We start from the raw sequence: 25,730 nt of genomic DNA, 5'->3' as shown, positions 1-25,730 counted from the left end.
GTCATCACTCGCTCGGAGACTGGTTCGCCGGCTGGTGAGGCGAAGGTCTATCAGCGGTGGTCGAGCTCCGTCAACGGGCCGTCAAACCCCTTCTGGGCTGGGGGAATGCGATGAGGGCCCGCACCGTGGAGACGGTGCGGGCCCTCATTGGTTCAGTCCTGTGCCGCCCTACTGCTGAGGGGCTGGCGGCGCCTGCGGAGGCTGCTGCTGGGGCCATCCGGCGGGCGGCACGGGCCCCTGCAGATCGGGCTGTCCCGGACCACCCGGCTGGCCCTGCTGACCGGGGAGCGCGGGGGGAGCGGGTTGACCCGGTTGGCCGTACTGTCCGGGCGGCGGTCCGGCCGGAGTGGCCGGGGACTGGGCCTGGGAGGGCAGCGACTGCTGCCAGCCCTGCGGCGGGTAGGGCTGCTGGCCTCCGTACGGCGGCTGCGGCTGACCCTGCGGCTGGCCGGGGTAGGGCTGCTGCGGGTGCTGGGGTGCGTACGGCTGACCGGGCATGGGCTGTCCCGGCACCTGCGGCTGACCCGGTACCTGCTGCTGTCCCGGCATCGGCGGGGCCAGGTGGGGCGGCGGATTGCCGTCCGCGGTCCACAGCCCCTGCTGCTGCTGGGCGCGTACGAAGTCCTCGGCGATCAGCGCGGAGAGGTTGAAGTACGCCTCACGGGTCTTCGGTCGCATCATGTCGAGGTCCACCTCGGCGCCGGCCGCCAGGTGCTCGTCGAACGGCACCACGATCACACCGCGGCAGCGCGTCTGGAAGTGCTGCACGATGTCGTCGACCTTGATCATCTTGCCGGTCTCGCGGACTCCGGAGATGACCGTGATGGAGCGCTGCACCAGCTCCGCGTACCCGTGCGCGGACAGCCAGTCGAGCGTCGTCGACGCGCTGGACGCGCCGTCCACGGACGGCGTCGAGATGATGATCAACTGGTCGGCCAGGTCGAGCACTCCGCGCATCGCACTGTAGAGCAGACCGGTGCCGGAGTCGGTGAGGATGATCGGGTACTGCTTGCCCAGTACGTCGATCGCGCGCCGGTAGTCCTCGTCGTTGAACGTCGTGGAGACCGCCGGGTCCACGTCGTTGGCGATGATCTCCAGACCGGAGGGCGCCTGCGAGGTGAACCGGCGGATGTCCATGTACGAGTTGAGGTACGGGATCGCCTGAACGAGGTCGCGGATGGTGGCCCCGGTCTCGCGGCGCACCCGGCGGCCGAGCGTGCCGGCGTCCGGGTTGGCGTCGATCGCCAGGATCTTGTCCTGCCGCTCGGTGGCCAGGGTCGAGCCGAGCGCGGTGGTCGTCGTGGTCTTGCCGACGCCGCCCTTGAGGCTGATGACCGCGATCCGGTAGCAGGACAGGACCGGCGTACGGATGAGGTCGAGCTTGCGCTGCCGCTCGGCCTCCTCCTTCTTGCCGCCGAGCTTGAAGCGGGCGGCGGAGGAGGGGTTGCGGCTGCTCTTGGCCTTCTGCTTGTTGTTGCGCAGGAGACGGTCCGAGGAGAGCTCGACGGCCGCGGTGTACCCGAGCGGGGCGCCCGGCACGGAACGCTCGCGCTGGTCGTGCGTGACCGGCGTGGGCCAGGCGGCACCGGCCCGCGGGTCGGCGGGGCCGGCCGGGGGCTGGGGCCGGCCCTGCGGGTGAGCATGCGGCTGGGCCTGGGGGTGGGCCTGCTGGGCGGGCAGTTGGGGCGTGGCGGGCGCGGGCAGATTGGGCGTCTGCGGGGCCTGCGGCGGCAGCGGTACGGGCGCGTTCGCGCCGGGCTGCGGGAACCCGTAGCCGCTCTGCACGGGCTGCTGGGGCTGCGGCGCGGGTGGCTGCTGTACGGGCTGTCCGGGCTGCGGGAACCCGTAGCCGCCCTGGACGGGCTGCTGGGGCTGCGGCGCAGGGGGCTGCTGTACGGGCTGTCCGGGCTGCGGGAACCCGTAACCACCCTGCACGGGCTGCTGGGGCTGCGGCGCGGGCGGCTGCTGCACGGGCTGTCCGGGCTGCGGGAACCCGTAACCACCCTGTGGGGCCTGGGCGTTGGGATCGGGTGCCGTCGGCGGCAGCGGCGCGGCGGGTGTCGGCTGACCCGGCTGCGGGAACCCATAACCACCCTGCACCGGCTGCTGAGGCTGCGGCGGGGCGGACTGTTCCGCCGTCTGCGGGGACACGGGCCACTGCGGCGCGGACGCCGGGGCGGCCGGCTGGAAGGCCGGCGGCAGTGGCGGCAGCCCGGCACTCTGCGCGGCAGGCGCGGGAGACCAGGGCTGAGCCGACACGGGCGCGGGCGCAGCATCCTGGGGCGCCTCCGCCACGGCCGGAACGGCGTCCTGCGGGGCAGCGTCCTGTGGCGGAGTGTCCTGGGGCACGGAGTCGGCCGGCTCCTCGGCCGTTGCCTCTGCCGGGCTCTGCGGGGCGTCCTCCTCACGAGCTCCGGCGTCATCGCCGTCGCGGGCTTCGGAGTCGCGCGCCTCGGGGGCGTCCTGCGCCGCGGAGTCGTGGACCTCGATGTCCCCGGAACCATCCGTGTCGGAGGTCTCCTCGGCGGCGTCAGCGGTCTCCGCGGGGCCCTCGGCCGCGGCCTCGGGCGCATCGTCCGCCCCGGCCTCGGCGGAATCGGCCGCGGCGCTCTGCGGGGCGGTCTCCGACTCCGGGGCCGAAGCGGCACCGGACTCCTCGGTCTCCTTCGCCGCCGCGCGCTCCTCCATCTCGCGCTTCAGCGCGGCCGGGGAGAACCGCATGGTCGCGCCGCTCTCCACATCGCCGCCCCCGAAGGGCTGCGAAGCGGCCTCGGCAACCGGGGCCAAAGCGGGCGCGGGTGCCGCAACGGGCGCTGCCGGAGGCGCCTGAACCGGAGCAGGCGCGGGAGCCGGGATCGGAGCGGGTGCAGGCGCAGGCGCCGGACCCGGAGCGGGTGCAGGCGTCTGAACCGGACCCGGACCCGGCGCCGGTGCAGGCGCGGGTGCCGGAACCTGCGCCGGAGGCGGCGTCGGCGTCGGCGTCGGCGCCCAGTTCGGCTCGAACCCGCTCCCCGCAGGCAGCCCGGGCACAGCCACCGGCGCCCCGTTCGGCGGTGGCGGAGGAGGCGTCTGACCCGCGCCCCCACCCGAGGTGTCGCCCGACGCGTTCTGCGTGTACCAGGCGGGCGGGGTGTAGTCGATGGTGAACTCACCCGTCAGCTCGGCGGGATCCGCGTCGGACTCGTCGGCGGGAATGTTCCATCCCCCGCGGATCTCGTTCCGATCGCCGTTCACTTTGCCTCCTGGTGTGGTCGAGCACCCTTGTGCCGTTGTGGGTGTGGGGGGCGACCTCAGTCGTCCGATCGGCCCGGCTCTCCCCCTGGGGACGCTGCCAACATGCCCGCAGGTTTCCGCTGACGCGCCCTGTACCACCCTAATCGCCAACAACGCCGGTCCGGCAGGGCAGACCGCCCCTCGACCGCTGTCCTGTGCGTCACGCACTGCCCCCAAGTGACCTGAGTGCGGCGTAGCGTAAGGGAGCCGGTGGGTCAAAATGGTACAACTACCTACGGACTTACGGCCGGTCAGTCCATCCGGCGGGCGCTGCCCAACAATCCGGTCTCGGCGTCCGTGGCCTGAGTCATGACGAACTGCCGGTCCCGCGCGGTACACCAGAGTGTGACGCCGTCCGCGAGCGTGGACAGCGCCTCCGTCTCGGGCCGCGGGAGATGCATGATGCGCCCGATCTGCGCGGCCTCGTCGGGCGAGACGCGCTGAACGCCGACCAGACCCGACTTCTCCATCAGCCGCGGCGCCACCGGGCTCAGATACGGCAGCAGCGTCACCACGGACTGCCACGGACCCGAGACCACCCGGCCGCGCGGCGGCCGCATTCCGCAGTCACGGATGACGACCACCGGGCTGCCGGCCGACGCACCCTGCGGCGGCACCCGGCCCACATCGTGCAGCGAGATGACCTGCGTTCCGCCGCCCGCCGCCTGCGCGAGCGTCGTCCAGGCGGGCGCCCGGCCCGTCTCCACGGTGACCCGGGCTCCGGTCGCAGCCGCGCGCAGCGCGAGCACCTGCGCCGTCCACAGACCGCCGATGAGCGTCACGTCGTACGGAGTGGGCCGGTTGATGCCGAGCACGGCGGGCTTGCCCTCCGCGTCGACCCCGATGACCATGCCGTCGTCGCCGACCGGCAGCGCGAGCGCGGCCAGTTGGTCCAGCGACAGCGCGTGCCGGTCGCGGCGCGGTCCGATCAGTCCGAAGCCGAGACGCGGCTTGGCGGCAGACGAAGACATCAGCGGGCTCCCCCGAGCGGCAGTGTGGCGAGCATCCCGGGCAGCTGCTCGCGATCGAGCCGTACCAGACCGGTCTTGACTCCGCGGGCGGCGCGCTCCAGTTCATGACGGGCCGCGACCAGTTCCTCGTCGCTGCGCCCGGTGATGCGGACATGGCCGGTCACGGACACGCCCTGCCGGTCGCCGTGGCCCAGCGTGAGACTGAAGGTGGTGGCCAGCGCGGGAATCGAGGTGAGCAGCGCGACGAGCTGCGGCATCGGGGCGCCGCCGCCGCCGAGTTGGGGCCAGCGGCCCACCCAGTACGTGGTGTGGCGGCGGTCGTCGACGCGCCAGGTGCGCGAGGTCTCCTGGGTGCGCCGCGCGGGCGCCTCGGCCCGGCCGGCCTGGGCGATGGCCATGGGGCTGGCGCAGGAGGAGGTGGCGATGGCCGCCGTCAGCTCCTGCTCGGTGAGCACGGTCGCCCGGAACCCGGCGCCGGTGAGCCGGCTCGCCAACTGGTCGGCCGTGCGCACCAGACACTTCTGCGCGCCTTCGAGACCGCCGCCGCGAGCCGCCACCGCCTCGGGGCAGAGCTCCGGGTCGAGCTTGAGCGCGATCCAGGTGATCCGCATCGCCGGCGAGCCCGTCTGGGCCTGCAGTGGCGCGTAGTTGCGCGCGGCCACCGACTGCTGCGGCAGATGCGGGGCGGGGGCGGGCTGGGTGTGCTGGACGATCTGCGCCGACTCCAGCCGGATGCCGTCGACGTCGAGCACGTCCCGCACGAGAGCCATCGGCAGCGGTCTCGCCGTGCGCTCGGGCCGCAGGGCCGTCGCGTCCGACTCGACCTGCAGCAGCGCCGTAAGGAAGGTCCCGTCGCCGATCATGCCGACCGGGCGGCGGTCGCGGTCGCTGTAGGTGTACGTCCGCAGGGCGGGGTCGCACTCGACGGCGGGCGCGAGGCCCGGTTCCGTGTCGCGCGGCAGGACGAGGGACGCGGCCCTGCGCCGGCGCGCGCGCAGCGCGAAGACCGTGGCGAGCCACTCGGGCAGGGAACGCCGGTGTCTGCGCAGCAGCGCGAGCAGTACCAGCACCGCGGCCACCACAACTGCCGGGACCAGCATGAGGGGATCGATCACCCAGGCGACAAGGAGCAGCGCGGCGGCGATCTCGATCAGTACGAACTGTTGCAGTCGGAACGCACCGAAGTGCCCGGGTCGTGCTGTGAGCCGGGGTGCGGCCGGCCCCTGGGACGGCGCTGCGGGCCGCGCGGAGGCCTGCCCGTGGGCCGCCGGCCGTACCCGCGTCGCGGAAGCCATTATTCCGACACCCCCCGGTTCATTAGGCCCCAATTCATCCCGATCACCCCTGTCCGGCCCTGCGTAGCAAGGCCTTTGGCGGCTGGATCACCCTACCCGCCCCACGAGCACCATCGATCAACAGGCATAGTAGGGGGCCGGTCCGGCAAGCAGGGCCCGGGGACCGTGCTCACCACAAGGCCCCCGCGGGGAGACAGTGCCTTTCTTTATCAATGGGGACTCATGGCATCACGGCGGGATGAGCTCAACGCATACACCTTTGCGAAGAAGCGCACGGTGGCGGCATTCCTGCAACCCTCGGCGACCGGTACGGAGGAAGGGGCGCCGCGTCCGATGCGCGCACTCCTGCCCGGCCTGATCGTCGGGGCGCTGATCCTGGCGGGCTTCGGCGCCTTCGGCATGTTCAAGCCCAAGGCCCCCAAGGACTGGGCGGCACCCGGCACCAAGGTGATCATCGGCAAGGACTCCACCACCCGCTATGTGGTGCTGTCCACCGGCAAGGGGAAGAACAAGAAGATCCTGCTGCACCCCGTGCTGAACCTCGCCTCCGCCCGACTGCTGCTCGATCCCCAGCAGTTCAAGGTGATTCAGGTCAGTGACGACATCCTGGACGCGGGCAAGCCCCCGCGCGGGCCGATCCTCGGTATCCCGTACGCACCCGACCGGCTGCCCAGCGACAAGGAGGCCGGCAAGTCCAAGCGCTGGGCGGTCTGTGAGCAGCCCGGCGGCGGCAAGGGCAGCACCGTGCAGAAGGCGACCTTCGTCCTCGGCGAGCGCGATCTGAGCCGCACCGAGGGCAAGAAGCGCCTCAGCGCCGGCCAAGTGCTGTACGTCAAGGGCCAGGACGGGCTGCGCTATCTGGTCGACGCGGGCGGCACCAAGTACCTGGTGCGCGGCACCCAGACCGACGCTCCGTTGCTCACTCGCGCGCTCGTCGGCAGCAAGGAGCCGCAGTCGGTCACCGACGACTGGCTGGCGACTTTGCACACCGGCAGTCCGGTCGACTTCCCCGTCATCCCCGGCGTGGTGGGCGCGACTGCCGGAATCGGCGGCGGGCTGACGCCGGAGCAGGACCAGGTCGGCATGGTCCTGCAGGCTCAGACCGGCTCCGGGCCGCAGCACTACGTCGTTCTGCAGGGCAAGGTCCAGCCGGTCTCCGAATTCACCGCCTGGCTGCTCATCAACTCCCCGCAGACCGACCGGCTCAACATGCGCGGCGAGGCGGTCAGCGTCGACGCTGCCTCCTTCGCCCCCGAGAACACCTTCTTCGGCGCCGAGTACCGCTGGCCCGCGCAGCAGGCCGAACAGGTCAACGACGCGAGCGGCGACCGCGACACCGTGTGCAGCGTGCTGCGCAAGGTCGACGACAAGGGACGTACGACGCTGTCGACCTGGGCGGGATCGGAGTACCCCGCGGAGATCACCGCGGGCGGCACCAGCACCTATGTCACCCCCGGCACCGGCCTGTTGTTCACCCAGGTCCAGGGCAAGCAGAGCAAGCCCGACGGGTCGCTCTTCCTGGTGACCGACACCGGACTGCGGTACGCGGTGCAGGCGAACGGCGACAGCGACAAGGGCCGCTCCGACATCGGCACGGGCGACCAGGAGAAGCAGCAGGACGGCCGCCCGGAGCCCAGCCAGGCGCAGATCCGGCTCGGCTACGGGAAAGTCACTCCCACCCTCGTCCCGATCACCTGGTCGGAGTTCCTGTCCAAGGGCCCGCGTCTGGACACCAACAGCGCGCGCCAGCCGCAGGGTTCGTAAAGGGGAGTGCGACCGATGCCGCAACTGCGCAGGAAGGCCGCCCTGCTGACCGCCGCCACGGCGTTGACGGGCCTGGCCGCCGCACCCCCGGCCGCATACGCCGACGAGGCGCCGAACGAACTCGGCATCAACGGCAGCGGCGAGTGCACCTTTCCGATGAAGCAGCAGATCGAGGGGATCCCCTGGCCGCTCCAGCGGGTCCTGCTGGACGAGCTCTGGCAGGACACCAAGGGCAAGGGTGTCCGGGTCGCTGTCATCGACACCGGTGTGGACAACGACAACGTCCAGCTCAAGTCGGCCGTCGACGCCTCCGCGGGCCGGGACCTCCTCAAGCCCGACAAGGAGAGTTCGAGCGACGACAAGCGCGGCAAGACCGACGGTACGGTCGACGAGGTCGGCCATGGCACCAAGGTCGCGGGCATCATCGCGGCCCGCCCCCGCAAGGGCACCGGCTTCGTCGGCCTGGCACCCGAGGCCACGATCATCCCGATCCGCCAGAACGACGAGAAGAACAGCGGCAACGACAGGACGATGGCCACGGCGATCGACCACGCCATCGCCAAGGGCGCCGGTGTCATCAACATCTCCCAGGACACGACGAAGCCGCTCTCGCTCGGCTCGGAGCTCAACAAGGCGGTGCAGCGGGCCATCAAAGCAAAGATCGTCGTGGTCGCATCGGCCGGCAACGACGGCATGGACGGCAAGCTGAAGAACACCTATCCCGCGGCCTTCCCGGGTGTTCTCGCCGTCGCCTCCTCCGACCGCAACAACGAGCGGGCGGTCTTCTCCCAGGCGGGCACCTTCGTGGGAGTCGCGGCCCCGGGCGTGGACGTCGTGTCCACCGTTCCCGGAAACGGCCAGTGCGTGGACAACGGCACCAGCTTCTCGGCCCCGTATGTGGCCGGTGTCGCGGCGCTGCTGAAGGCCAAGTACCCCAAGTGGAGCGTGCCGCAGATCATCGCGCAGATCGAGCAGACCGCCGAGCGCAGCATCAACGGCCATGACAACTTCGTCGGCTGGGGCGTGGTCGACCCGGTGCGCGCGCTAAGCGGCGACGGCCGACCGATCGACGCACCGCGTGCGGACCCGGGCCCGCCGAAAGCGCCCGCGCCGGAGCCCGCTCATCTCGCGATGACGGAGACCGTGCAAGAACGCAACGAGCGTTATGCAACCTACGCGTTGGGCATCGGCGTCGTACTGGTGGCTGTGGTTGCCGGCGCGGCAACGGTCATCAGGGACACCCGGCGCAAAAGGGCCCAGTGAGCCAAGTCTCCATAGGAGACTTTGCAGTTGGAACTGTCGTACCAAGTGGATAGAGTGACAGTCGGACTCGGTGAGGACTGGTCCGGCACGGGGGCGGCATCCAAATGGCTTCCGTCTACGTCACCGTCGAAGGAAGAAGGGGCACGATGTCGGGTAGCGGCAAAGACCTGAATGTAACTAGTGGCGAAATCACTGGTCTGTCCAAGCAGATCGACAAGTTCCAGAGCGAGCTGAGCAGCCGGATCACGTCGCTCAACAGCGTGGTGGACCAGATCCAGGCCGGCTGGAAGGGTGCGGCGAGCCAGGAGTACGACCGGGTTCAGAAGGACCTGAACCTGCGTCTGCGGAACGTGCAGCGCGACCTGGAGAACCTCCAGAACCTCGTGAAGATGAGCGCCGACGGCTTCGACGCGCAGGAGACCGAGCGCATCCAGACCTTCCGCAAGGCAGAGGCCTCGCAGGGCAGCAGCGCCATCCTCAGCATCTGACCCGTCCGGATCATCCGCAGAACCGCCACTAGGAGTAGAGAATGACGACTGCTGTCAATTACGACACAGTGACCACCGCGGCCGGTGACGTGCGCGGCACCTCGACGTATCTGAACGAGCAGCTCCGGGACCTGCTGTCGCACGTCAAGAACGTCGCGGGCAACTGGGACGGTGAAGCCAAGACGGCCTACATCGAGATCCAGAGCAACCTCGCCCGGGACATGGACGGCCTGAACGCGGACCTGGCGCACATCGCGCGTCTGCTCGACGAGTCCGTCATCGGCTACCAGGACACGGACAAGGGCAATGCCGCCCGTTTCCGCATGATGCACTGACGAGCGTCCCGCACCGCACAAAGGGGGGTTGCCCGCACCAGCGGGCAACCCCCCTTGTGTTGGCGGCAGTTACTTGAGATCGAATTCGCCGTCGCGCGCGCCGAGGACGAACGCACGCCACTCGGCCTCCGTGTACCGCAGCACCGTCTCCGGGTCCAGCGACGAGCGCATCGCCACCGCGCCGCCCGGCAGATGCGCGATCTCGACCCGCTCCTCGTCCTCGCTCGTGCCGGGCGCGCCGAGCCACTCCACACCGGAGATGTCGAGGGCGTACAGCTCTTCCTTCTGGCGTTCCTTCTCGCTTGCGTCAGCCATCGGCGCGGTTCCTCCCACAGGTGTGCCGAACGAAGTGCTCAACCACCCTACTGGGCGGCTGATACGCCTACTGGTGATCCGGCATCCAGCCCAGCTGGATCAGCGGCGTGCCCCGCTTGCGCGAGACGAACGTGCCACGCCCCGGAGGCATCGGACGCGCCCGGACGTTGCCCAGGATGTCGCCCTCGCCAGGGTCGCCCGAGAGGATGACGCCCTGCGCTCCCAGTTCCTTGATGCGCTGCATGAAGGCTTCGTACATGGCTCGTGAAGCGCCGGCCTGGCTGCGCGCGATGATGAATCGGATGCCGACATCGCGGGCGAACGGCAGATTCTCCACCAGCACCGAGAGCGGATTGCCGGAGTTGGTGGCGACCAGCTCGTAGTCGTCGATGAGGACGAAGAGCTGCGGCCCCGTCCACCAACTGCGGTCACGCAGCTGCTGCGGAGTGATGTCCGGCTTCGGCGCCCGCTTGCCCATGACCGTGGCGATCGCGTCCATGTGCATTTCCATCGCGGACGTCATCGGCGCGTACTCCAGCAGATGCGAGGAGGGTACGGCCTCCAGCATCGTGCGCCGGTAGTCGCCGACCACGATCCGCGCCTGCTCCGGGGTGTAGCGCTCGGTGATCTGCTTGGCGATCAGCCGCATCAGCGCCGTCTTGCCGGACTCGCTCTCGCCGAAGATCAGGAAGAACGGGTCCGTCTCGAAGTCGACGAACACCGGCTCCAGGTTCGTCTCGTCGATGCCGATCGCAATACCGTGCTGCGGGTACTCGAAGCCCTTCGGCAGCTGCTCGGCCGGCAGCCGGCGCGGCAGCAGCCGGACGGCCGGCGCGGGCGCGCCCGCCCAGTTGCTCTTGACCGACTGCACAAAGGCGGCGGTGCCCTCCGACAGATCGCCGGAGCTGCTGATCGAGTCGATACGCGGCAGAGCCGTCATGAAGTGCAGCTTCTCCGGGACCTGGCCGCGGCCGGGTACACCGGGCGGGACGTTCGCCGCGACCTTGCGGTCGAACTCGGAGTCCATGACGTCACCGAGCCGCAGCTCCAGGCGCCCCAGCATCTGGTCCTTGAGCGCCGCACGCACCTCCATGTAGCGGGCGGCGGTGATGACCACATGGATGCCGTAGCCGAGACCGCGCGCCGTGAGATCGGCGACGATCGGCTCCATCATCTCGTAGTCGTTCTTGAAGCCGCCCCAGCCGTCGATGACCAGGAAGACGTCTCCCCAGGCCTCGCCCGGCAGTTCGCCCGCGGCGCGCTTGCGCCGGTAGGTGGCGATGGAATCGATGTTGTTGGCCCGGAAGAACTCCTCGCGCCGGTTGAGTACGCCCATCACCTCGGCGACCGTACGGCGCACCCGCTCCGGGTCGAGACGCGAGGCGACACCGCCCACATGCGGCAGGTCGGACAGCGACGACAGACCGCCACCGCCGAAGTCGAGTGCGTAGAACTGCACTTCGCTCGGGGTGTGGGTGAGCGCGAACGACGAGATCAACGTCCGCATCATCGTCGACTTGCCGGACTGCGGACCGCCGACGATCATCATGTGGCCCGCGGCGCCGGAGAAGTCCCGGTACAGCACCTCGCGGCGCTGCTCGAAGGGCTTGTCGATCAGGCCGAGCGGGACGGTGAGACCGCCCGGGCGCGTGTACTCGGTCGCGGTCAGACCGCGCTCCACCGTCGGCGCGATGCCCGGCAGCAGCTGGTCCAGCGTGGGCGCCTGGTCCAGCGGCGGCAGCCACACCTGGTGCGCGGGCACGCCCTGACCCTCCAGCCGGCGCACGATCACATCCAGCACCGTGTCCGCCAGCGCCTCGTCCTCGGAGGAGCCCGAAGCCGCCGTCGCGGCCGGGTCCGGCGCCGCGTAGACCACCGGAACGGGAGTCGCGGTGAAGACGGCGGGCCGCCGCTCGATGGGCAGCTGGCCCACCGACAGATCCGGGCCGCCGGTGCGATAGGTGCCGGAGACATACGCCGCCTTGAAGCGGGTCATCTCTTCCGTGCCGAACTTCAGATAGCCGGAGCCCGGCACCGACGGCAGGTGGTACGCGTCCGGCACACCGATCGCCGTACGCGACTCGGCCGCCGAGAAGGTCCGCAGACCGATCCGGTACGAGAGATACGTGTCCAGACCGCGCAGCTTGCCCTCCTCCAGGCGCTGCGAGGCGAGCAGCAGATGCACACCCAGCGAACGGCCGATGCGGCCGATCTGGATGAACATGTCGATGAAGTCCGGCTTGGCGGTGAGGAGTTCGGAGAACTCGTCGAGTACGAGGACCAGCGAGGCCAGCGGCTCCAGCGGGGCACCGGCCGCACGGGCCTTCTCGTAGTCGTGGATGTTCGCGTAGTTGCCCGACTTGTGCAGCAGCTCCTGCCGCCGCTGCAGTTCACCCCGGATCGCGTCTCCCATGCGGTCGACCAGCGTGAGGTCGTCCGAGAGGTTGGTGATCACGGCGGCGACGTGCGGCATCTGCGACATTCCGGCGAACGTCGCACCACCCTTGAAGTCCGCGAGTACGAAGTTGAGGGTCTCCGAGGAGTGCGTGACCGCAAGGCCGAGCACCAGCGTGCGCAGCAGCTCCGACTTTCCGGAACCGGTCGCGCCGACGCACAGACCGTGCGGGCCCATGCCCTCCTGCGCGGCCTCCTTGAGGTCGAGCATGACCGGCTGACCGTCCTCGCCGACGCCGATCGGCACCCGCAGCCGCTCGGCCACCGAACGCGGCCGCCAGGTGCGTGCCACGTCGATCCCGGCCGCGTCGCCCAGGTTCAGCAGATCGGTGAAGTCCAGGTTGGCGAGCAGCGGTTCGTCGTCGTCACCACCGCCCATGCGCAGCGGCGCCAGCTGACGCGCCAGCGCCTCGGCGGCCGGCAGCGAGATCCCGTCGGGCACACCCTCGTACGCCACCCGGTGTCCGGACTCCAGACGCAGCCGCCCGGGACGCACCACGATGGACAGACCGCCGCGCGGCTCGTCGAGTTCGCCCGAGACGACCTCGACGATGGTGACGCCCTGCAGGCCCTCGGCGGCCGCGAACAGCGAGTCCGGCGGCACCATTCCGCCGTCCAGTACGACGACGATGTGCGGCTGGTCCATCACCGGCTGGTTCTCCCGGCTGAACCGGGGCCGCCCTTCGAGACGGCTGAACAGCAACTGCTCCAGCTCACCGAGGTCGTCGCCGAACAGCCGCTTCGTACCCGCCCCGTCCACCTGACCGGGCACCTGCGTGTGGGGCAGCCACTTCGTCCAGTCCCAGCGCGCGACCGCGCCCGGCGCCGCGACCACCGCGACCATCAGGTCCTCGGGGGAGTGCAGCGTCACCAGCTGGGAGACCAGCGCGCGCGCCGCTGACTGGGCCGACTCCGACTCGCCGGAGACCGTCACGTGGTAGAAGGCGCGCATCGAGACCGCCATCGGCAGCCCGTCCAACGAGCCGTGCACCGCGAGGAATTGCTGCATCGCACCGGCCGCCAGTGGCTCCAGCTCGTCCACCGGTGCGGTGTCCGGCGCTATCAGCGGCGTGGACAGCTGCTGCGCGCCGAGTCCGACGCGCACCTGCGCGAAGTCGTTGTCGCCCACGCGCCGTTCCCACACCCGCGAGCCTTCGGCCACCACCGACCAGAGCTGCTCGGGAGAGGGGTGCAGATACAGCTGCGCGTCACGCTGCTTGCGCGCCGTCTTGCGCACCGTACGCCGCGTCTGGGAAAGGTATTTGAGGTAGTCGCGGCGCACATCTGCCATTTGCCCCTGCGTACCCTTGCGATATCTCGCGACCTGGGCGACGACCATCGCGCCGGTCGAGACCAGCATCAGAACACCCATGATGCGCATGAACGGCGGCGCCTGCGGCGAGAAGAAGAACACCACCGAAGAGCCCATACCGAGGACCGGCAGGATCTGCATCAGCATGCCCTCCTGCTGACCCCGCGGCAGCTCCGGAGGAGCCTCCAGAGTCAGTTCCTCCGTGGGTACTTCAGGCGGCAGCGACCTCGGCGGGCGTTTCACGACGATCTGGCTCACCGGAGCATCAATCCCTCGATACGTACGGAAGACGGACGGCAGATTCCGCAACCGACGCCCCCGTGACTGCCTTTGCTGCGGACTTCCCTCCGCGCGACGGTGATCCTACTTGCAGACCCATCGCGTGTGTCCCGGTAGGGTGGCGCGCGCACCGTGCGCAACCGCGAATCAGGGGGTCCAGACACGTGAGTACGACCGCAGCGACCGGCTTCTGCCGCGTCACAGTCGTGGCGCAGGGCAGCCGTATCGATGTCGCCCTCCCCGAGGACATCGCCGTCGCCGACGTCTACCCGGAAATCCTGCGCCTCACCGGCCAGACCCAGGCTCCCGGATCTCCGACCGGCTACCACCTGGTGCGCCGCGACGGCACCGTACTCGACGGCGCCCGCTCGCTCGCCGCCCAGCAGGTGCTCGACGGCGAAGTGCTCAGCCTGCGCCCGTTCGCGGAGTCGCTGCCGCCCGCCGTCTTCGACGACGTCTCCGACGCCGTCGCCTCCGCCGTCACCCGCGACCGGCATCTGTGGAGCGACGACCTGCTGCGCGGCGCAGGCCTGGTCGGCGGAGTCCTGCTGCTGGTCCTGATGGGCTTCGTGCTCTGGTTCGCCGACCCGCTCCGGCACGACATGCACAGCCTGCCCGGCATCATCGCGGGCGCGGCCGGACTGCTGCTCACCGCCTTCGCGGGCGTCCGGGCCCGGGTGTACTCGGACCGGGCCACCGCCGTCGCCCTCGGTCTCGGTGCCCTGCCGCTGCTGCTGATCGCGGGCTCGGGGATCATCGGGCCCGACTCCGGCCACGGTCCAGGCAAGCTGCAGTTCCTGCTCGGCTGCGTGACCGTGCTGGTGGCCTCCGTCGCCCTGGTCGCGCTCACCCCGAGCGGTGACGCACCCTTCGTGGCGGCCACCTTCCTGGGCGCCACCGGCACCATCGCCACCTTCGTGGCCATCACCACCGAGGCCACGGCCACCGAGACCGCCTCCGTCGTCGCCCCGGTCGCCATCGGTCTGGTCGCGTTCCTGCCCGGCCTCTCGGCCCGCTTCGCCCGGCTGCCCATCGGCTACGCATCGCCGCGCAGCGCCGCCGACGAGTTCGAGGCGGCCGACCCGAACGAGACCGTGGACGCCCAGCCCGTCGACGGCGAGCGGATCGCCGCCCAGGCCCGCCGCGGCCACGAGATGCTGCTCGGCCTGGTCGGCGGCTGCGCCGCGGTCGTCGTCGCGTGCGCCGCCGTACTCGGCTTCTCCAGCAGCATCTGGGGCCAGTTCCTCGCCCTGGCCGCCGGCCTCGCGATGCTGCTGCGCGCCCGCCTCTTCCGCTACACCTCGCAGGTCGCCTGCACCCTGGTCGCCGGCCTCGCCGCGATCGCGCTGCTGGTTCTCGGCCTCTCCCTGAACCCGCCCGTCGACCTGGTCAAGGATCTGCTGATGTACGGGGACCGGGGCGGCCTGGACATCCGTACAATCTGGCTCACCGCGGCCGTGGCCGCCGGTGCCGCCCTGATCACGGCGATCGGCCTGGTCATCCCGAAGAAGGGCCTCTCGCCCTTCTGGGGCCGGCTGCTCGACCTCACCGAGGGCGCGGTACTGCTCTCGCTGGTCCCGCTCTGCCTGGCCGTGCTCGACGTTTTCAACGCGGCCCGCTCCCTGACCAGCTAGGCCCTGTCCGGCAAGATCGGCCGGACAGGGCCCAGAGCGCCCGTCAAGAGCGGTGCCGGGGGCTGGTACGCTGTGTGACGGCCGTTTGTATACGCGTTCCCGGATCATCTGGGATCCGCGCTCATCGGACCTTCGCCTCCGAGTCACGGAAGCTCCCCTGAGATCAAGACCAGGGGCACTCGTGGGCGCATCGAACATCAAGAGGAGTACCGAGTGTCTCTCGACGCCGCTACGAAGAAGCAGATCATGTCCGAGTTCGGCACCAAGGAGGGCGACACCGGCTCCCCCGAGGTCCAGGTCGCGATGCTCTCCCGCCGCATCTCGGACCTGACCGAGCACCTCAAGACGCACAAGCACGACCACCACTCCCGCCGTGGTCTGCTGATCCTGGTGGGCCAGCGCCGCCGTCTGCTGCAGTACCTGGCCAAGAAGGACATCCAGCGCTTCCGTGCCCTGGTCGACCGCCTCGGCATCCGCCGTGGTGCGGCCGGCGGTGCCAAGTAAGACGCCGTGAAGGGAGCGGTTCCCACTCTTAGGGGGCCGCTCCCTTTGCTGTACGTGCGCGACGTACCGGACGGCACTTAGTCTGGACGCACAACGCAATACCGGAACAACGCAATACCGAACGAGCGAGAAGCCGCCTCCCCGCCGCCGGTCCTCGGTAGTGGCCCCCGGAGAATCACACCCCGGGTGCTTCGATCGAAGACCGGCCCGCAGAACGAGAGCTTCTCGGCCACCGTCCTCCGCCACACGGGCGAGGGGACGAAGACGAGGAGAAAACGCTAGTGGAGAACGAGACCCACTACGCCGAGGCCGTCATTGACAACGGTTCCTTCGGCACCCGCACCATCCGCTTCGAGACGGGCCGCCTGGCCAAGCAGGCCGCCGGTTCCGCCGTGGCGTACCTGGACGACGACACCATGGTGCTGTCGGCCACCACCGCTTCCAAGAAGCCCAAGGACCAGCTCGACTTCTTCCCCCTGACGGTGGACGTCGAGGAGCGGATGTACGCAGCCGGCAAGATCCCCGGCTCCTTCTTCCGTCGTGAGGGCCGGCCCTCCGAGGACGCGATCCTCACCTGCCGCCTGATCGACCGCCCGCTGCGCCCCTCCTTCAAGAAGGGCCTGCGCAACGAGATCCAGATCGTCGAGACGATCATGGCGCTCAACCCCGACCACCTGTACGACGTGGTCGCGATCAACGCCGCCTCCTGCTCCACGCAGCTGGCCGGCCTGCCCTTCTCCGGCCCGATCGGCGGCACCCGTGTCGCCCTGATCAAGGGCCAGTGGGTCGCCTTCCCGACGCACACCGAGCTCGAGGACGCCGTCTTCGACATGGTGGTCGCCGGTCGGGTCCTCGAGGACGGCGACGTCGCGATCATGATGGTCGAGGCCGAGGCCACCGAGAAGACCATCGAGCTCGTCAAGGGCGGCGCCGAGGCGCCGACCGAGGAGCTCGTCGCTGCCGGTCTCGAGGCCGCGAAGCCCTTCATCAAGGCGCTGTGCAAGGCCCAGTCGGACCTCGCCGCCAAGGCCGCCAAGCCGACCGGCGAGTTCCCGGTCTTCCTCGACTACCAGGACGACGTCCTGGAGGCGCTGACCGCGGCCGTCAAGGGCGAGCTCGCGCAGGCGCTCACCATCGCCGGCAAGCAGGAGCGCGAGACCGAGCTGGACCGCATCAAGGAGGTCGCCGCCGAGAAGCTGCTCCCGCAGTTCGAGGGCCGCGAGAAGGAGATCTCCGGTGCCTACCGCGCGCTGACCAAGAAGCTGGTCCGCGAGCGCGTCATCAAGGACAAGGTCCGCATCGACGGCCGTGGCGTCACGGACATCCGTACGCTCGCCGCCGAGGTCGAGGCCATCCCGCGGGTGCACGGCTCGGCGCTGTTCGAGCGTGGCGAGACCCAGATCCTGGGCGTCACCACCCTGAACATGCTCCGTATGGAGCAGCAGCTGGACACCCTTTCCCCGGTGACCCGCAAGCGCTACATGCACAACTACAACTTCCCGCCGTACTCCGTCGGCGAGACCGGCCGCGTCGGTTCGCCGAAGCGCCGCGAGATCGGCCACGGCGCGCTCGCCGAGCGCGCCATCGTGCCGGTGCTGCCGACGCGCGAGGAGTTTCCGTACGCCATCCGCCAGGTCTCCGAGGCGCTGGGCTCCAACGGCTCCACGTCCATGGGCTCGGTCTGCGCCTCCACCATGTCGCTGCTGAACGCCGGTGTGCCGCTCAAGGCCCCCGTCGCCGGTATCGCCATGGGTCTGATCTCCGAGGAGATCGACGGCCAGACGCACTACGTCGCCCTCACCGACATCCTCGGTGCGGAAGACGCCTTCGGTGACATGGACTTCAAGGTCGCCGGTACGAAGACCTTCGTCACCGCGCTCCAGCTCGACACCAAGCTCGACGGCATCCCCGCCTCGGTCCTGGCCGCCGCGCTGAAGCAGGCCCGCGACGCCCGCCTCCACATCCTCGATGTGATGAACGAGGCCATCGACGTCCCGGACGAGATGTCCCCGAACGCCCCGCGGATCATCACCGTCAAGATCCCGGTGGACAAGATCGGTGAGGTCATCGGCCCCAAGGGCAAGATGATCAACCAGATCCAGGAGGACACCGGCGCCGACATCACGATCGAGGACGACGGCACCATCTACATCGGTGCCGCCCAGGGCTCGCAGGCCGAGGCCGCCCGCGCCACGATCAACGGCATCGCCAACCCGACCATGCCGGAGGTCGGCGAGCGCTACCTGGGCACGGTCGTCAAGACGACCACCTTCGGTGCCTTCGTGTCCCTGCTCCCGGGCAAGGACGGCCTGCTCCACATCTCGCAGATCCGCAAGCTCGCCGGTGGCAAGCGCGTGGAGAACGTCGAGGACGTGGTCGCGGTCGGCTCCAAGGTCCAGGTCGAGATCGCCGAGATCGACTCCCGCGGCAAGCTCTCCCTGATCCCCGTGATCGAGGGCGAAGAGGCCGACGACAAGAAGGACGACACCGACAAGTGACGTCGCGTAGTTCCAGGACGACGGCCCGCACCTCTTCGGAGGCGCGGGCCGTCGCCCGTACCCAAACGCTTCTCAAGGGCGAGCACGGCATCGGCACGGTCCGGCGCACCGTCCTTCCCGGCGGCCTGCGTGTCGTCACCGAGACCCTGCCCTCCGTACGCTCTGCCACCTTCGGGATCTGGGCGAACGTCGGCTCCCGCGACGAGACGCCGTCCCTCGGCGGCGCCACGCACTATCTCGAGCACCTCCTGTTCAAGGGCACGCACAAGCGCTCCGCCCTCGACATCTCCTCGGCGATCGACGCGGTCGGCGGCGAGATGAACGCCTTCACGGCGAAGGAGTACACCTGCTACTACGCGCGGGTGCTCGACACCGACTTGCCGCTCGCCATCGACGTGGTCTGCGACATGCTCACCGGCTCGCTGATCCTGCAGGAGGACGTCGACGCCGAGCGCGGCGTCATCCTCGAAGAGATCGCGATGACCGAGGACGACCCGGGCGACTGTGTGCACGACCTGTTCGCGCACACCATGTTCGGCGACACCCCTCTCGGCCGCCCGGTCCTCGGCACCGTCGACACCGTCAACGCGCTCACCGCAGACCGCGTCCGCCGCTTCTACAAGAAGCACTACGACCCGACCCATCTGGTCGTAGCCGCCGCGGGCAACATCGACCACGCCACGGTCGTACGCCAGGTCCGTACGGCTTTCGAGAAGGCCGGCGCGCTCTCCCGTACGGACGCGGCCCCGACCCCGCCCCGCGACGGACACCGCTCCCTGCGCACCGCCGGCCGTGTCGAGCTGCTGAACCGCAAGACCGAGCAGGCCCATGTCGTGCTCGGCATGCCGGGCCTGGCCCGCACGGACGACCGGCGCTGGGCCCTGGGAGTACTCAACACCGCACTCGGCGGTGGCATGAGCTCCCGGCTCTTCCAGGAGGTCCGGGAGAAGCGCGGCCTGGCCTACAGCGTGTACTCGTACACCTCGGGCTTCGCCGACACCGGCCTCTTCGGCGTCTACGCGGGCTGCCGCCCCAGCCAGGTCCATGACGTACTGAAGATCTGCCGCGACGAGCTCGACCGCGTCGCAACCGACGGCCTCTCCGACGAGGAGATCGGCCGCGCGGTCGGCCAGCTCTCCGGCTCCACCGTGCTGGGTCTCGAGGACACGGGCGCGCTGATGAACCGCATCGGCAAGAGTGAACTGTGCTGGGGAGCGCAGATGTCGGTCGACGACATGCTCGCGCAGATCGCGGCCGTCACCCCCGACGAAGTACGCGCGGTGGCGGGCGAGGTGCTGGGGCAGCGGCCCTCGCTGTCGGTGATCGGTCCGCTCAAGGACAAGCAGGCGGACCGCCTCCACGAAGCGGTCTCCTAGAGGTTAAGGAAGTAAGGCAATGAGCAAGCTGCGCGTGGCCGTTCTCGGTGCCAAGGGCCGTATCGGCTCGGAAGCGGTACGAGCCGTCGAGGCCGCCGACGACATGGAACTGGTCGCGGCGCTCGGCCGGGACGACAAGCTGGAAGCCCTGGTGGAGAACGGCGCCCAGGTCGTGGTCGAACTGACCACCCCGGCCTCGGTGATGGGCAATCTCGACTTCTGCGTACGCCACGGCATTCATGCGGTCGTCGGCACCACCGGCTGGACCGACGAGCGCCTCGCGCAGCTGAACACCCTGCTCGCAGGATCGCCGGAGACCGGCGTGCTCATCGCGCCGAACTTCTCCATCGGCGCGGTCCTCACCATGAAGTTCGCGCAGCAGGCGGCGCGTTACTTCGAGTCCGTCGAGGTGGTGGAGCTGCATCACCCGAACAAGGCCGACGCGCCCTCCGGCACCGCCACCCGCACCGCCCAACTGATCGCGGCGGCCCGCGCGGAGGCGGGCTGCGCCCCGCAGCCCGATGCGACGGTCACCGAGCTGGCGGGCGCCCGCGGGGCGAACGTCGACGGCGTCCCGGTCCACGCGGTCCGGTTGCGCGGCCTCCTCGCCCACCAGGAGGTCCTGCTCGGCGGTGAGGGCGAGACGCTCACCATCCGGCACGACTCCCTGCACCACAGCAGCTTCATGCCGGGCATTCTGCTCGGTGCCCGTCGTGTGGTGTCCACCCCAGGCCTCACCTTCGGCCTGGAACACTTCCTCGACCTGGGCTGACGGCCATGGGTGGAAAGATCACGTACTTCTTCCTCGCCACCGTGCTGGTCGTCGTCTTCGGTGTGGTGGCCCTGGAAGGCGTACTGCTCCTGCTGACCGGTGAGCCGGCCGCCATGGGGATGGGCGCGGTGGCCTTCCTGCTGCCGTGCGTCGGCGCCTGGTTCCTCCTGCACAACACGCGCTTCGCACGCAATGCCCACCGGCTGGCCCGCGAGCTGGAGGCCGAAGGCGGCCTGCCGGTCGACGAGTCGACGCGCACGCCCGGCGGGCGCATCGACCGCGACGCAGCCGACGAGATCTTCGCCAGGCGCCGCGCCGAGACGGAGGACTCACCGGACGACTGGCGCTGCTGGTTCCGACTGGCGGTCGCCTACCACGACGCGCGTGACACCCCGCGCGCCCGCAAGGCGATGCAAAAGGCGATCGCACTCCACGACCGCCCGGCTACGGCGAGCCCGTCCCTATCGAGCCCTTCCGGCGATTGAGGAGCGGGGCTCGGGGGCGGAGCCCCCGAAACGGGGTACGGGGCGGAGCCCCGAGAGAGCCGCAGGCACGGCCACCGTCAGGCGCCCCGGTACTCCGACCCCCACGCCTCCACCGTGTCCGCCGCCCGATCAAACGCCTCGACCCGCGACAGAAAGTCCGCGTTGTGGTCGGTCAGCAGGTGCAGCGGCTCCCCGCCCTGTCGTACGACGACGAGCGCCTGCCCCTGCACGGTCCGCGGCAGCCCCAGCCAGCGCACCGGTTGCTGCACGGTCCGTACCGCTGAAGCACGGTTCCATCTCACCGTGGTGGTCGAGAAGAAGGCCACCCGGCGCAGCCCGTGCCTGCTGACCCAGACGCCCACCCGCAGCAGCCGCAGTGCGGCGACGATGACCATGAGCCCCAGTCCCAGGCAGGCGCCCGCGCCCGGCAACGCACCGGCGAAGGCGATGATCATCGCCGCGATGAGCACGAACGACGCGAGCAGCAGCAAAAGCGCCGCCGCGCCGACCCGCCAGGGGCCCGGACGGTACGGACGCCGCCAGTGGTCGTGATCGTCGAAAGGAAGCGCGACATCGTCAGCGCTCGTGTCAAACGCACGCTCGGCCGTCAGAAAGGGCAGGGGCACGACTGATCCTCACTCACCAGCACACTCGGTTGGGCTGTGCCCGGTGAGGCTACCGAGGGGGCCACTGCCCGACCACCCCAGGGGGCCGTAAGGGTCACCGGCCGTCGGACGCCTGCGACTGCTGCGAATGCCCCGGGGACTGGCTCGGCTCCAGGGCGGGAAGGCCGAAGAGCAGGGAGCCGACCAGCCCGCAGACGATGGTCAGCCCGATCAGCGTGTGGCCCGCGAGCTGGGAGCCGCTCGGACGTCGGCGGGGCGGCGGAGTGACGTTACTGCGGAAGCGGTCGGCCTCGGCGACGGATGAGAACGGGACGGCCTCTCGTGTGGGGGTACCTCCCGGCGGTAGCTGGGGGCGGAACATCAGGCACTCTCCTTGGAATCGCGTGGCTGGACGCTGTCTACTGGTAGAGACGCAGAAAGCAGACCTTTGGTGCCCGTGTTCCCAGAAATACCCAAAGGGGCCGGAGGCACCGCGAAGGCGCTCCGTCGTTAAAGTGGGCGCCGCCTCTGTGTTCAACCGGAAGGACCCCCTGGTGCCCGACACCCCCGCCGAGACCGGCACGCCGAGTTACCGCAGTGATGTCACCGTCGAACTGGTGAAGCACACCGCAAGCGACTCGGACGTGCTGTGGGCCGCCCGCGTCTCCACGGCGGGCGAGCAGTCTCTGGAGGAGCTCCAGAAGGACCCGGAGCGCTCCAAGGGACTGATCAACTACCTGATGCGGGACCGCCACGGCAGCCCCTTCGAGCACAACTCGATGACCTTCTTCATCAGCGCCCCGATCTTCGTCTTCCGTGAGTTCATGCGGCACCGGGTCGGCTGGTCGTACAACGAGGAGTCCGGCCGCTACCGGGAGCTGCAGCCGGTCTTCTACGTCCCGGGCCAGAGCCGCAAGCTCGTGCAGGAGGGCCGCCCCGGCAAGTACGTCTTCATCGACGGCTCCCCGGAGCAGCACAAGGTCGTCTCCGACGCCATGATCGACTCGTACCGCCGCTCGTACGAGACGTACCAGGAGATGCTGGCCGAGGGCATCGCCCGCGAGGTCGCCCGCGCCGTCCTGCCCGTCGGTCTGTTCTCCTCCATGTACGCGACGTGCAACGCCCGCTCTCTCATGCACTTCCTCGGCCTGCGCACCCAGCACGAGCTGGCCAAGGTTCCCTCCTTCCCGCAGCGGGAGATCGAGATGGTCGGCGAGAAGATGGAGCAGCAGTGGGCGAAGCTCATGCCGCTCACCTACGCCGCCTTCAATGCGAACGGCCGAATCGCTCCGTAGCGCGCTTCCCCAGGGAACGTCCCCGGGAAGCCCCGCAGGGCACTGTTGTACCGGTCGGCCCGGGGAAGTGTCCGCATTGCGGTGTTTCATGAAGTTCATCTAGGCTGATCAAACGGACCCGGCACTGCTTGAACCCCCGAGCAGGCAGTGCCGGGCTCCGCATGCAACGTCGTACGTCACGTCCCCCGAGGGGACACTGCGTGCTGAGCAGCGAGTAGCGTGTTACCCATGGCTCCGATCTCCACTCCGCAGACCCCCTTCGGGCGGGTCCTCACCGCCATGGTCACGCCCTTCACGGCGGACGGCGCACTCGACCTCGCCGGCGCCCAGCGCCTGGCGGCCCATCTGGTGGACGCAGGCAACGACGGCCTGATCATCAATGGCACCACCGGTGAGTCGCCGACCACCAGCGACGCGGAGAAAGACCAGCTCGTACGGGCCGTGCTGGAAGCGGTCGGAGACCGGGCCCATGTCGTCGCCGGCATCGGCACCAACGACACGCGCCACAGCATCGAGCTCGCCCGCACGGCGGAACGCGCCGGCGCGCACGGCTTGCTCGCCGTCACCCCGTATTACAACAAGCCCCCGCAGGAGGGCTTGTTCCGTCACTTCTCGGCCATCGCCGACGCGACGGAACTGCCCGTCATGCTCTACGACATTCCCGGCCGCAGCGGCGTCCCGATCGACACCGAGACGCTCGTGCGCCTCGCCGACCATCCACGGATCGTCGCCAACAAGGACGCCAAGGGCGACCTCGGCCGCGCCAGCTGGGCCATCGCCCGCAGCGGTCTCGCCTGGTACTCCGGCGACGACATGCTCAACCTCCCGCTGCTCTCGGTCGGCGCCGTCGGCTTCGTATCCGTCGTCGGACATGTCGTCACCCCCGAGCTCCGCGCCCTTCTCGACGCCCACCTCACCGGTGACGTCCACAAGGCCGTCGAGATCCACCAGCAGCTGCTCCCGGTCTTCACGGGCATGTTCCGCACCCAGGGCGTCATCACCACCAAGGCGGCACTGGCCCTCCAGGGCCTCCCGGCCGGCCCGCTCCGGCTCCCCCTGGTCGAGCTCTCCCCGGAGGAAACCGCCCAGCTCAAGATCGACCTCGCGGCCGGTGGGGTACAGCTCTAGACACGGACTTCACAACTGAATACGAGAAGAAAACCGGCTCACGCAGCCGGTCAACAGACAACAGCAAGTGCACGAATGTCATGTACGCCACGTGCCTCAGCGGTACGTGGCGTACATGGTGAGGAGAGTCTTTTGAGTCATCCGCATCCTGAACTCGGCGCCCCGCCGAAGCTTCCCAAGGGCGGCCTGCGCGTCACACCTCTCGGCGGTCTCGGTGAGATCGGCCGGAACATGACGGTCTTCGAGCACGACGGCCGGCTGCTCATCGTCGACTGCGGCGTCCTCTTCCCCGAGGAGGAGCAGCCCGGCATCGACCTGATCCTGCCGGACTTCAGCACCATCCGGGACCGCCTCGACGACGTCGACGGCATCGTGCTCACGCACGGCCACGAGGACCACATCGGCGGCGTCCCGTATCTGCTCCGACTGAAGCCGGACATCCCGCTGATCGGCTCCAAGCTGACCCTCGCCCTGATCGAGGCAAAGCTCCAGGAGCACCGCATCCGCCCGTACACCCTCGAAGTCACCGAGGGCCACCGGGAGCGGATCGGCCCCTTCGACTGCGAATTCGTCGCGGTCAACCACTCCATCCCGGACGCGCTGGCCGTCGCCATCCGCACCCCCGCTGGCATGGCGGTCCACACCGGCGACTTCAAGATGGACCAGCTCCCGCTGGACGGCCGCCTCACGGACCTGCACGCCTTTGCGCGGCTGAGCGAGGAGGGCATCGACCTCCTCCTCTCGGACTCGACGAACGCCGAGGTCCCCGGCTTCGTGCCGCCCGAGCGCGACATCTCGAACGTCCTGCGCACGGTCTTCGCGAACGCCCAGAAGCGCATCATCGTGGCCAGCTTCGCGAGCCACGTCCACCGCATCCAGCAGATCCTCGACGCGGCGCACGAGTACGGCCGCCGCGTGGCCTTCGTCGGCCGCTCGATGGTCCGCAACATGGGCATCGCCCGCGACCTCGGCTATCTGCGGGTCCCGGCGGGTCTGGTCGTCGACGTGAAGACGCTCGACGACTTCCCGGACCACGAGGTTGTGCTGGTCTGCACGGGCTCCCAGGGCGAGCCGATGGCCGCTCTCTCCCGCATGGCCAACCGCGACCACCAGATCCGGATCGTCCAGGGCGACACGGTGATCCTGGCGTCGTCCCTGATCCCGGGCAACGAGAACGCGGTCTACCGCGTGATCAACGGCCTCACCCGCTGGGGCGCGAACGTCGTCCACAAGGGCAACGCCAAGGTCCATGTCTCGGGCCACGCCTCGGCCGGCGAGCTGCTGTACTTCTACAACATCTGCAAGCCGAAGAACCTGATGCCGGTCCACGGCGAATGGCGCCACCTGCGCGCCAACGCCGAACTCGGCGCGCTGACGGGTGTCCCGAAGGACCGCATCGTCATCGCCGAGGACGGAGTCGTCGTCGACCTCGTCGACGGCAAGGCCAAGATCGTCGGCAAGGTCCAGGCGGGCTATGTGTACGTCGACGGCCTCTCGGTCGGCGATGTCACCGAGAGCTCCCTCAAGGACCGCCGCATCCTGGGCGACGAGGGCATCATCTCGGTCTTCGTGGTGGTGGACTCCACGACGGGCAAGATCGTCGGCGGCCCGAACATCCACGCCCGCGGCTCCGGCATCGAGGACGCCGCATTCGACGCGGTGATGCCGAAGATCGGCGAAGCCA

At 69.6% G+C, this 25,730-nt stretch carries 20 protein-coding genes (1 of these 20 cut by a window edge); 13 read left to right on the top strand and 7 right to left on the bottom strand.

Annotated elements, in window-relative coordinates:
* Positions 1–168: 168 nt before the first annotated feature.
* From OG729_RS10685 to eccE, 3 genes are all read right to left on the bottom strand, one after another.
* Positions 169–3,234: an SCO5717 family growth-regulating ATPase gene (locus tag OG729_RS10685; protein WP_405805737.1), complete on the bottom strand. Its 3,066-nt coding sequence runs from the start codon at positions 3,232–3,234 to the stop codon at positions 169–171.
* 290 nt (positions 3,235–3,524) lie between these two features.
* Positions 3,525–4,244, bottom strand: a complete 720-nt coding sequence (locus OG729_RS10680; protein WP_360875430.1) for a hypothetical protein — start codon at positions 4,242–4,244, stop codon at positions 3,525–3,527.
* Complete coding sequence (gene eccE, locus OG729_RS10675; RefSeq protein WP_405805734.1) at positions 4,244–5,539, bottom strand: type VII secretion protein EccE; 1,296 nt, start codon at positions 5,537–5,539, stop codon at positions 4,244–4,246. Before eccE ends, OG729_RS10680 begins: the two co-directional genes overlap by 1 nt.
* A 222-nt stretch (positions 5,540–5,761) precedes the next feature.
* Here eccE and eccB point away from each other — a divergent pair, with 222 nt between their 5' ends.
* The 4 genes from eccB (at position 5,762) to OG729_RS10655 (ending at position 9,389) form a co-directional block, all read left to right on the top strand.
* Entirely contained in the window at positions 5,762–7,303 is a 1,542-nt protein-coding gene (gene eccB, locus OG729_RS10670) for a type VII secretion protein EccB (RefSeq protein WP_405805733.1), read from the top strand.
* A 15-nt stretch (positions 7,304–7,318) separates the two neighbouring features.
* Positions 7,319–8,566, top strand: a complete 1,248-nt coding sequence (mycP, locus tag OG729_RS10665) for a type VII secretion-associated serine protease mycosin (protein ID WP_405805731.1) — start codon at positions 7,319–7,321, stop codon at positions 8,564–8,566.
* 104 nt (positions 8,567–8,670) lie between these two features.
* The gene (locus OG729_RS10660; RefSeq protein WP_360875438.1) at positions 8,671–9,054 is read left to right on the top strand and encodes a WXG100 family type VII secretion target; all 384 of its coding nucleotides are present in this window, start codon (positions 8,671–8,673) and stop codon (positions 9,052–9,054) included.
* A gap of 41 nt (positions 9,055–9,095) precedes the next feature.
* Positions 9,096–9,389, top strand: coding sequence for a WXG100 family type VII secretion target (locus OG729_RS10655; protein WP_360875440.1), 294 nt, complete (start codon positions 9,096–9,098; stop codon positions 9,387–9,389).
* A 69-nt stretch (positions 9,390–9,458) separates the two neighbouring features.
* Here OG729_RS10655 and OG729_RS10650 read toward each other — a convergent pair whose 3' ends face one another.
* Together OG729_RS10650 and eccCa are read right to left on the bottom strand one after the other, a co-directional pair.
* Positions 9,459–9,704, bottom strand: coding sequence for a DUF397 domain-containing protein (locus OG729_RS10650; RefSeq protein WP_405805730.1), 246 nt, complete (start codon positions 9,702–9,704; stop codon positions 9,459–9,461).
* A gap of 67 nt (positions 9,705–9,771) precedes the next feature.
* Entirely contained in the window at positions 9,772–13,728 is a 3,957-nt protein-coding gene (eccCa, locus tag OG729_RS10645) for a type VII secretion protein EccCa (protein ID WP_405805729.1), read from the bottom strand.
* Positions 13,729–13,913: 185 nt separating this feature from the next.
* Between eccCa and eccD the strand changes: the two genes are divergently transcribed.
* The 6 genes from eccD to OG729_RS10615 all read left to right on the top strand — a co-directional run bounded on the left by eccD (position 13,914) and on the right by OG729_RS10615 (position 21,018).
* Positions 13,914–15,383 carry a type VII secretion integral membrane protein EccD gene (eccD, locus tag OG729_RS10640; protein ID WP_405805728.1) on the top strand — a complete coding sequence of 490 codons (1,470 nt, stop codon included), beginning with the start codon at positions 13,914–13,916 and terminating at the stop codon, positions 15,381–15,383.
* Between the two features lie 213 nt (positions 15,384–15,596).
* A complete protein-coding gene (rpsO, locus tag OG729_RS10635) occupies positions 15,597–15,887 on the top strand; it encodes a 30S ribosomal protein S15 (RefSeq protein WP_215096097.1) in 291 nt (96 codons plus the stop codon).
* Positions 15,888–16,168: 281 nt separating this feature from the next.
* Positions 16,169–18,385, top strand: coding sequence for a polyribonucleotide nucleotidyltransferase (locus OG729_RS10630; protein ID WP_360885079.1), 2,217 nt, complete (start codon positions 16,169–16,171; stop codon positions 18,383–18,385).
* Positions 18,382–19,761: a pitrilysin family protein gene (locus OG729_RS10625; protein WP_360885076.1), complete on the top strand. Its 1,380-nt coding sequence runs from the start codon at positions 18,382–18,384 to the stop codon at positions 19,759–19,761. The genes OG729_RS10630 and OG729_RS10625 overlap by 4 nt, the downstream gene beginning before the upstream one ends.
* A gap of 19 nt (positions 19,762–19,780) precedes the next feature.
* Positions 19,781–20,533: a 4-hydroxy-tetrahydrodipicolinate reductase gene (gene dapB / locus OG729_RS10620; protein ID WP_360885073.1), complete on the top strand. Its 753-nt coding sequence runs from the start codon at positions 19,781–19,783 to the stop codon at positions 20,531–20,533.
* A gap of 5 nt (positions 20,534–20,538) precedes the next feature.
* A complete protein-coding gene (locus tag OG729_RS10615) occupies positions 20,539–21,018 on the top strand; it encodes a hypothetical protein (RefSeq protein ID WP_360885070.1) in 480 nt (159 codons plus the stop codon).
* 77 nt (positions 21,019–21,095) lie between these two features.
* Here OG729_RS10615 and OG729_RS10610 read toward each other — a convergent pair whose 3' ends face one another.
* Both OG729_RS10610 and OG729_RS10605 read right to left on the bottom strand, forming a co-directional pair.
* Positions 21,096–21,644, bottom strand: a complete 549-nt coding sequence (locus OG729_RS10610; RefSeq protein WP_405805726.1) for a hypothetical protein — start codon at positions 21,642–21,644, stop codon at positions 21,096–21,098.
* Between the two features lie 94 nt (positions 21,645–21,738).
* On the bottom strand, positions 21,739–22,005 hold the full coding sequence (locus tag OG729_RS10605) for a hypothetical protein (protein WP_405805724.1): 267 nt from the start codon (positions 22,003–22,005) through the stop codon (positions 21,739–21,741).
* Positions 22,006–22,177: 172 nt separating this feature from the next.
* Between OG729_RS10605 and thyX the strand changes: the two genes are divergently transcribed.
* From thyX to OG729_RS10590, 3 genes are all read left to right on the top strand, one after another.
* Positions 22,178–22,918, top strand: coding sequence for an FAD-dependent thymidylate synthase (gene thyX, locus OG729_RS10600; RefSeq protein WP_405805723.1), 741 nt, complete (start codon positions 22,178–22,180; stop codon positions 22,916–22,918).
* 228 nt (positions 22,919–23,146) lie between these two features.
* Positions 23,147–24,046: a 4-hydroxy-tetrahydrodipicolinate synthase gene (dapA, locus tag OG729_RS10595; protein ID WP_405805721.1), complete on the top strand. Its 900-nt coding sequence runs from the start codon at positions 23,147–23,149 to the stop codon at positions 24,044–24,046.
* Positions 24,047–24,178: 132 nt separating this feature from the next.
* Positions 24,179–25,730: the 5' portion of a ribonuclease J gene (locus tag OG729_RS10590; protein ID WP_405805719.1), read on the top strand. 134 nt of this gene lie beyond the right edge of the window; 1,552 of the gene's 1,686 nt are visible here — the first part of the coding sequence; the start codon lies at positions 24,179–24,181; the stop codon falls past the right edge of the window.

Origin of the sequence: Streptomyces sp. NBC_00210 (genome assembly GCF_045160975.1) — a bacterium.
GTDB lineage: Bacteria > Actinomycetota > Actinomycetes > Streptomycetales > Streptomycetaceae > Streptomyces.
Note: the sequence above shows the minus strand (reverse complement) of the source record. Positions and strands in the feature narration are given on the sequence as shown.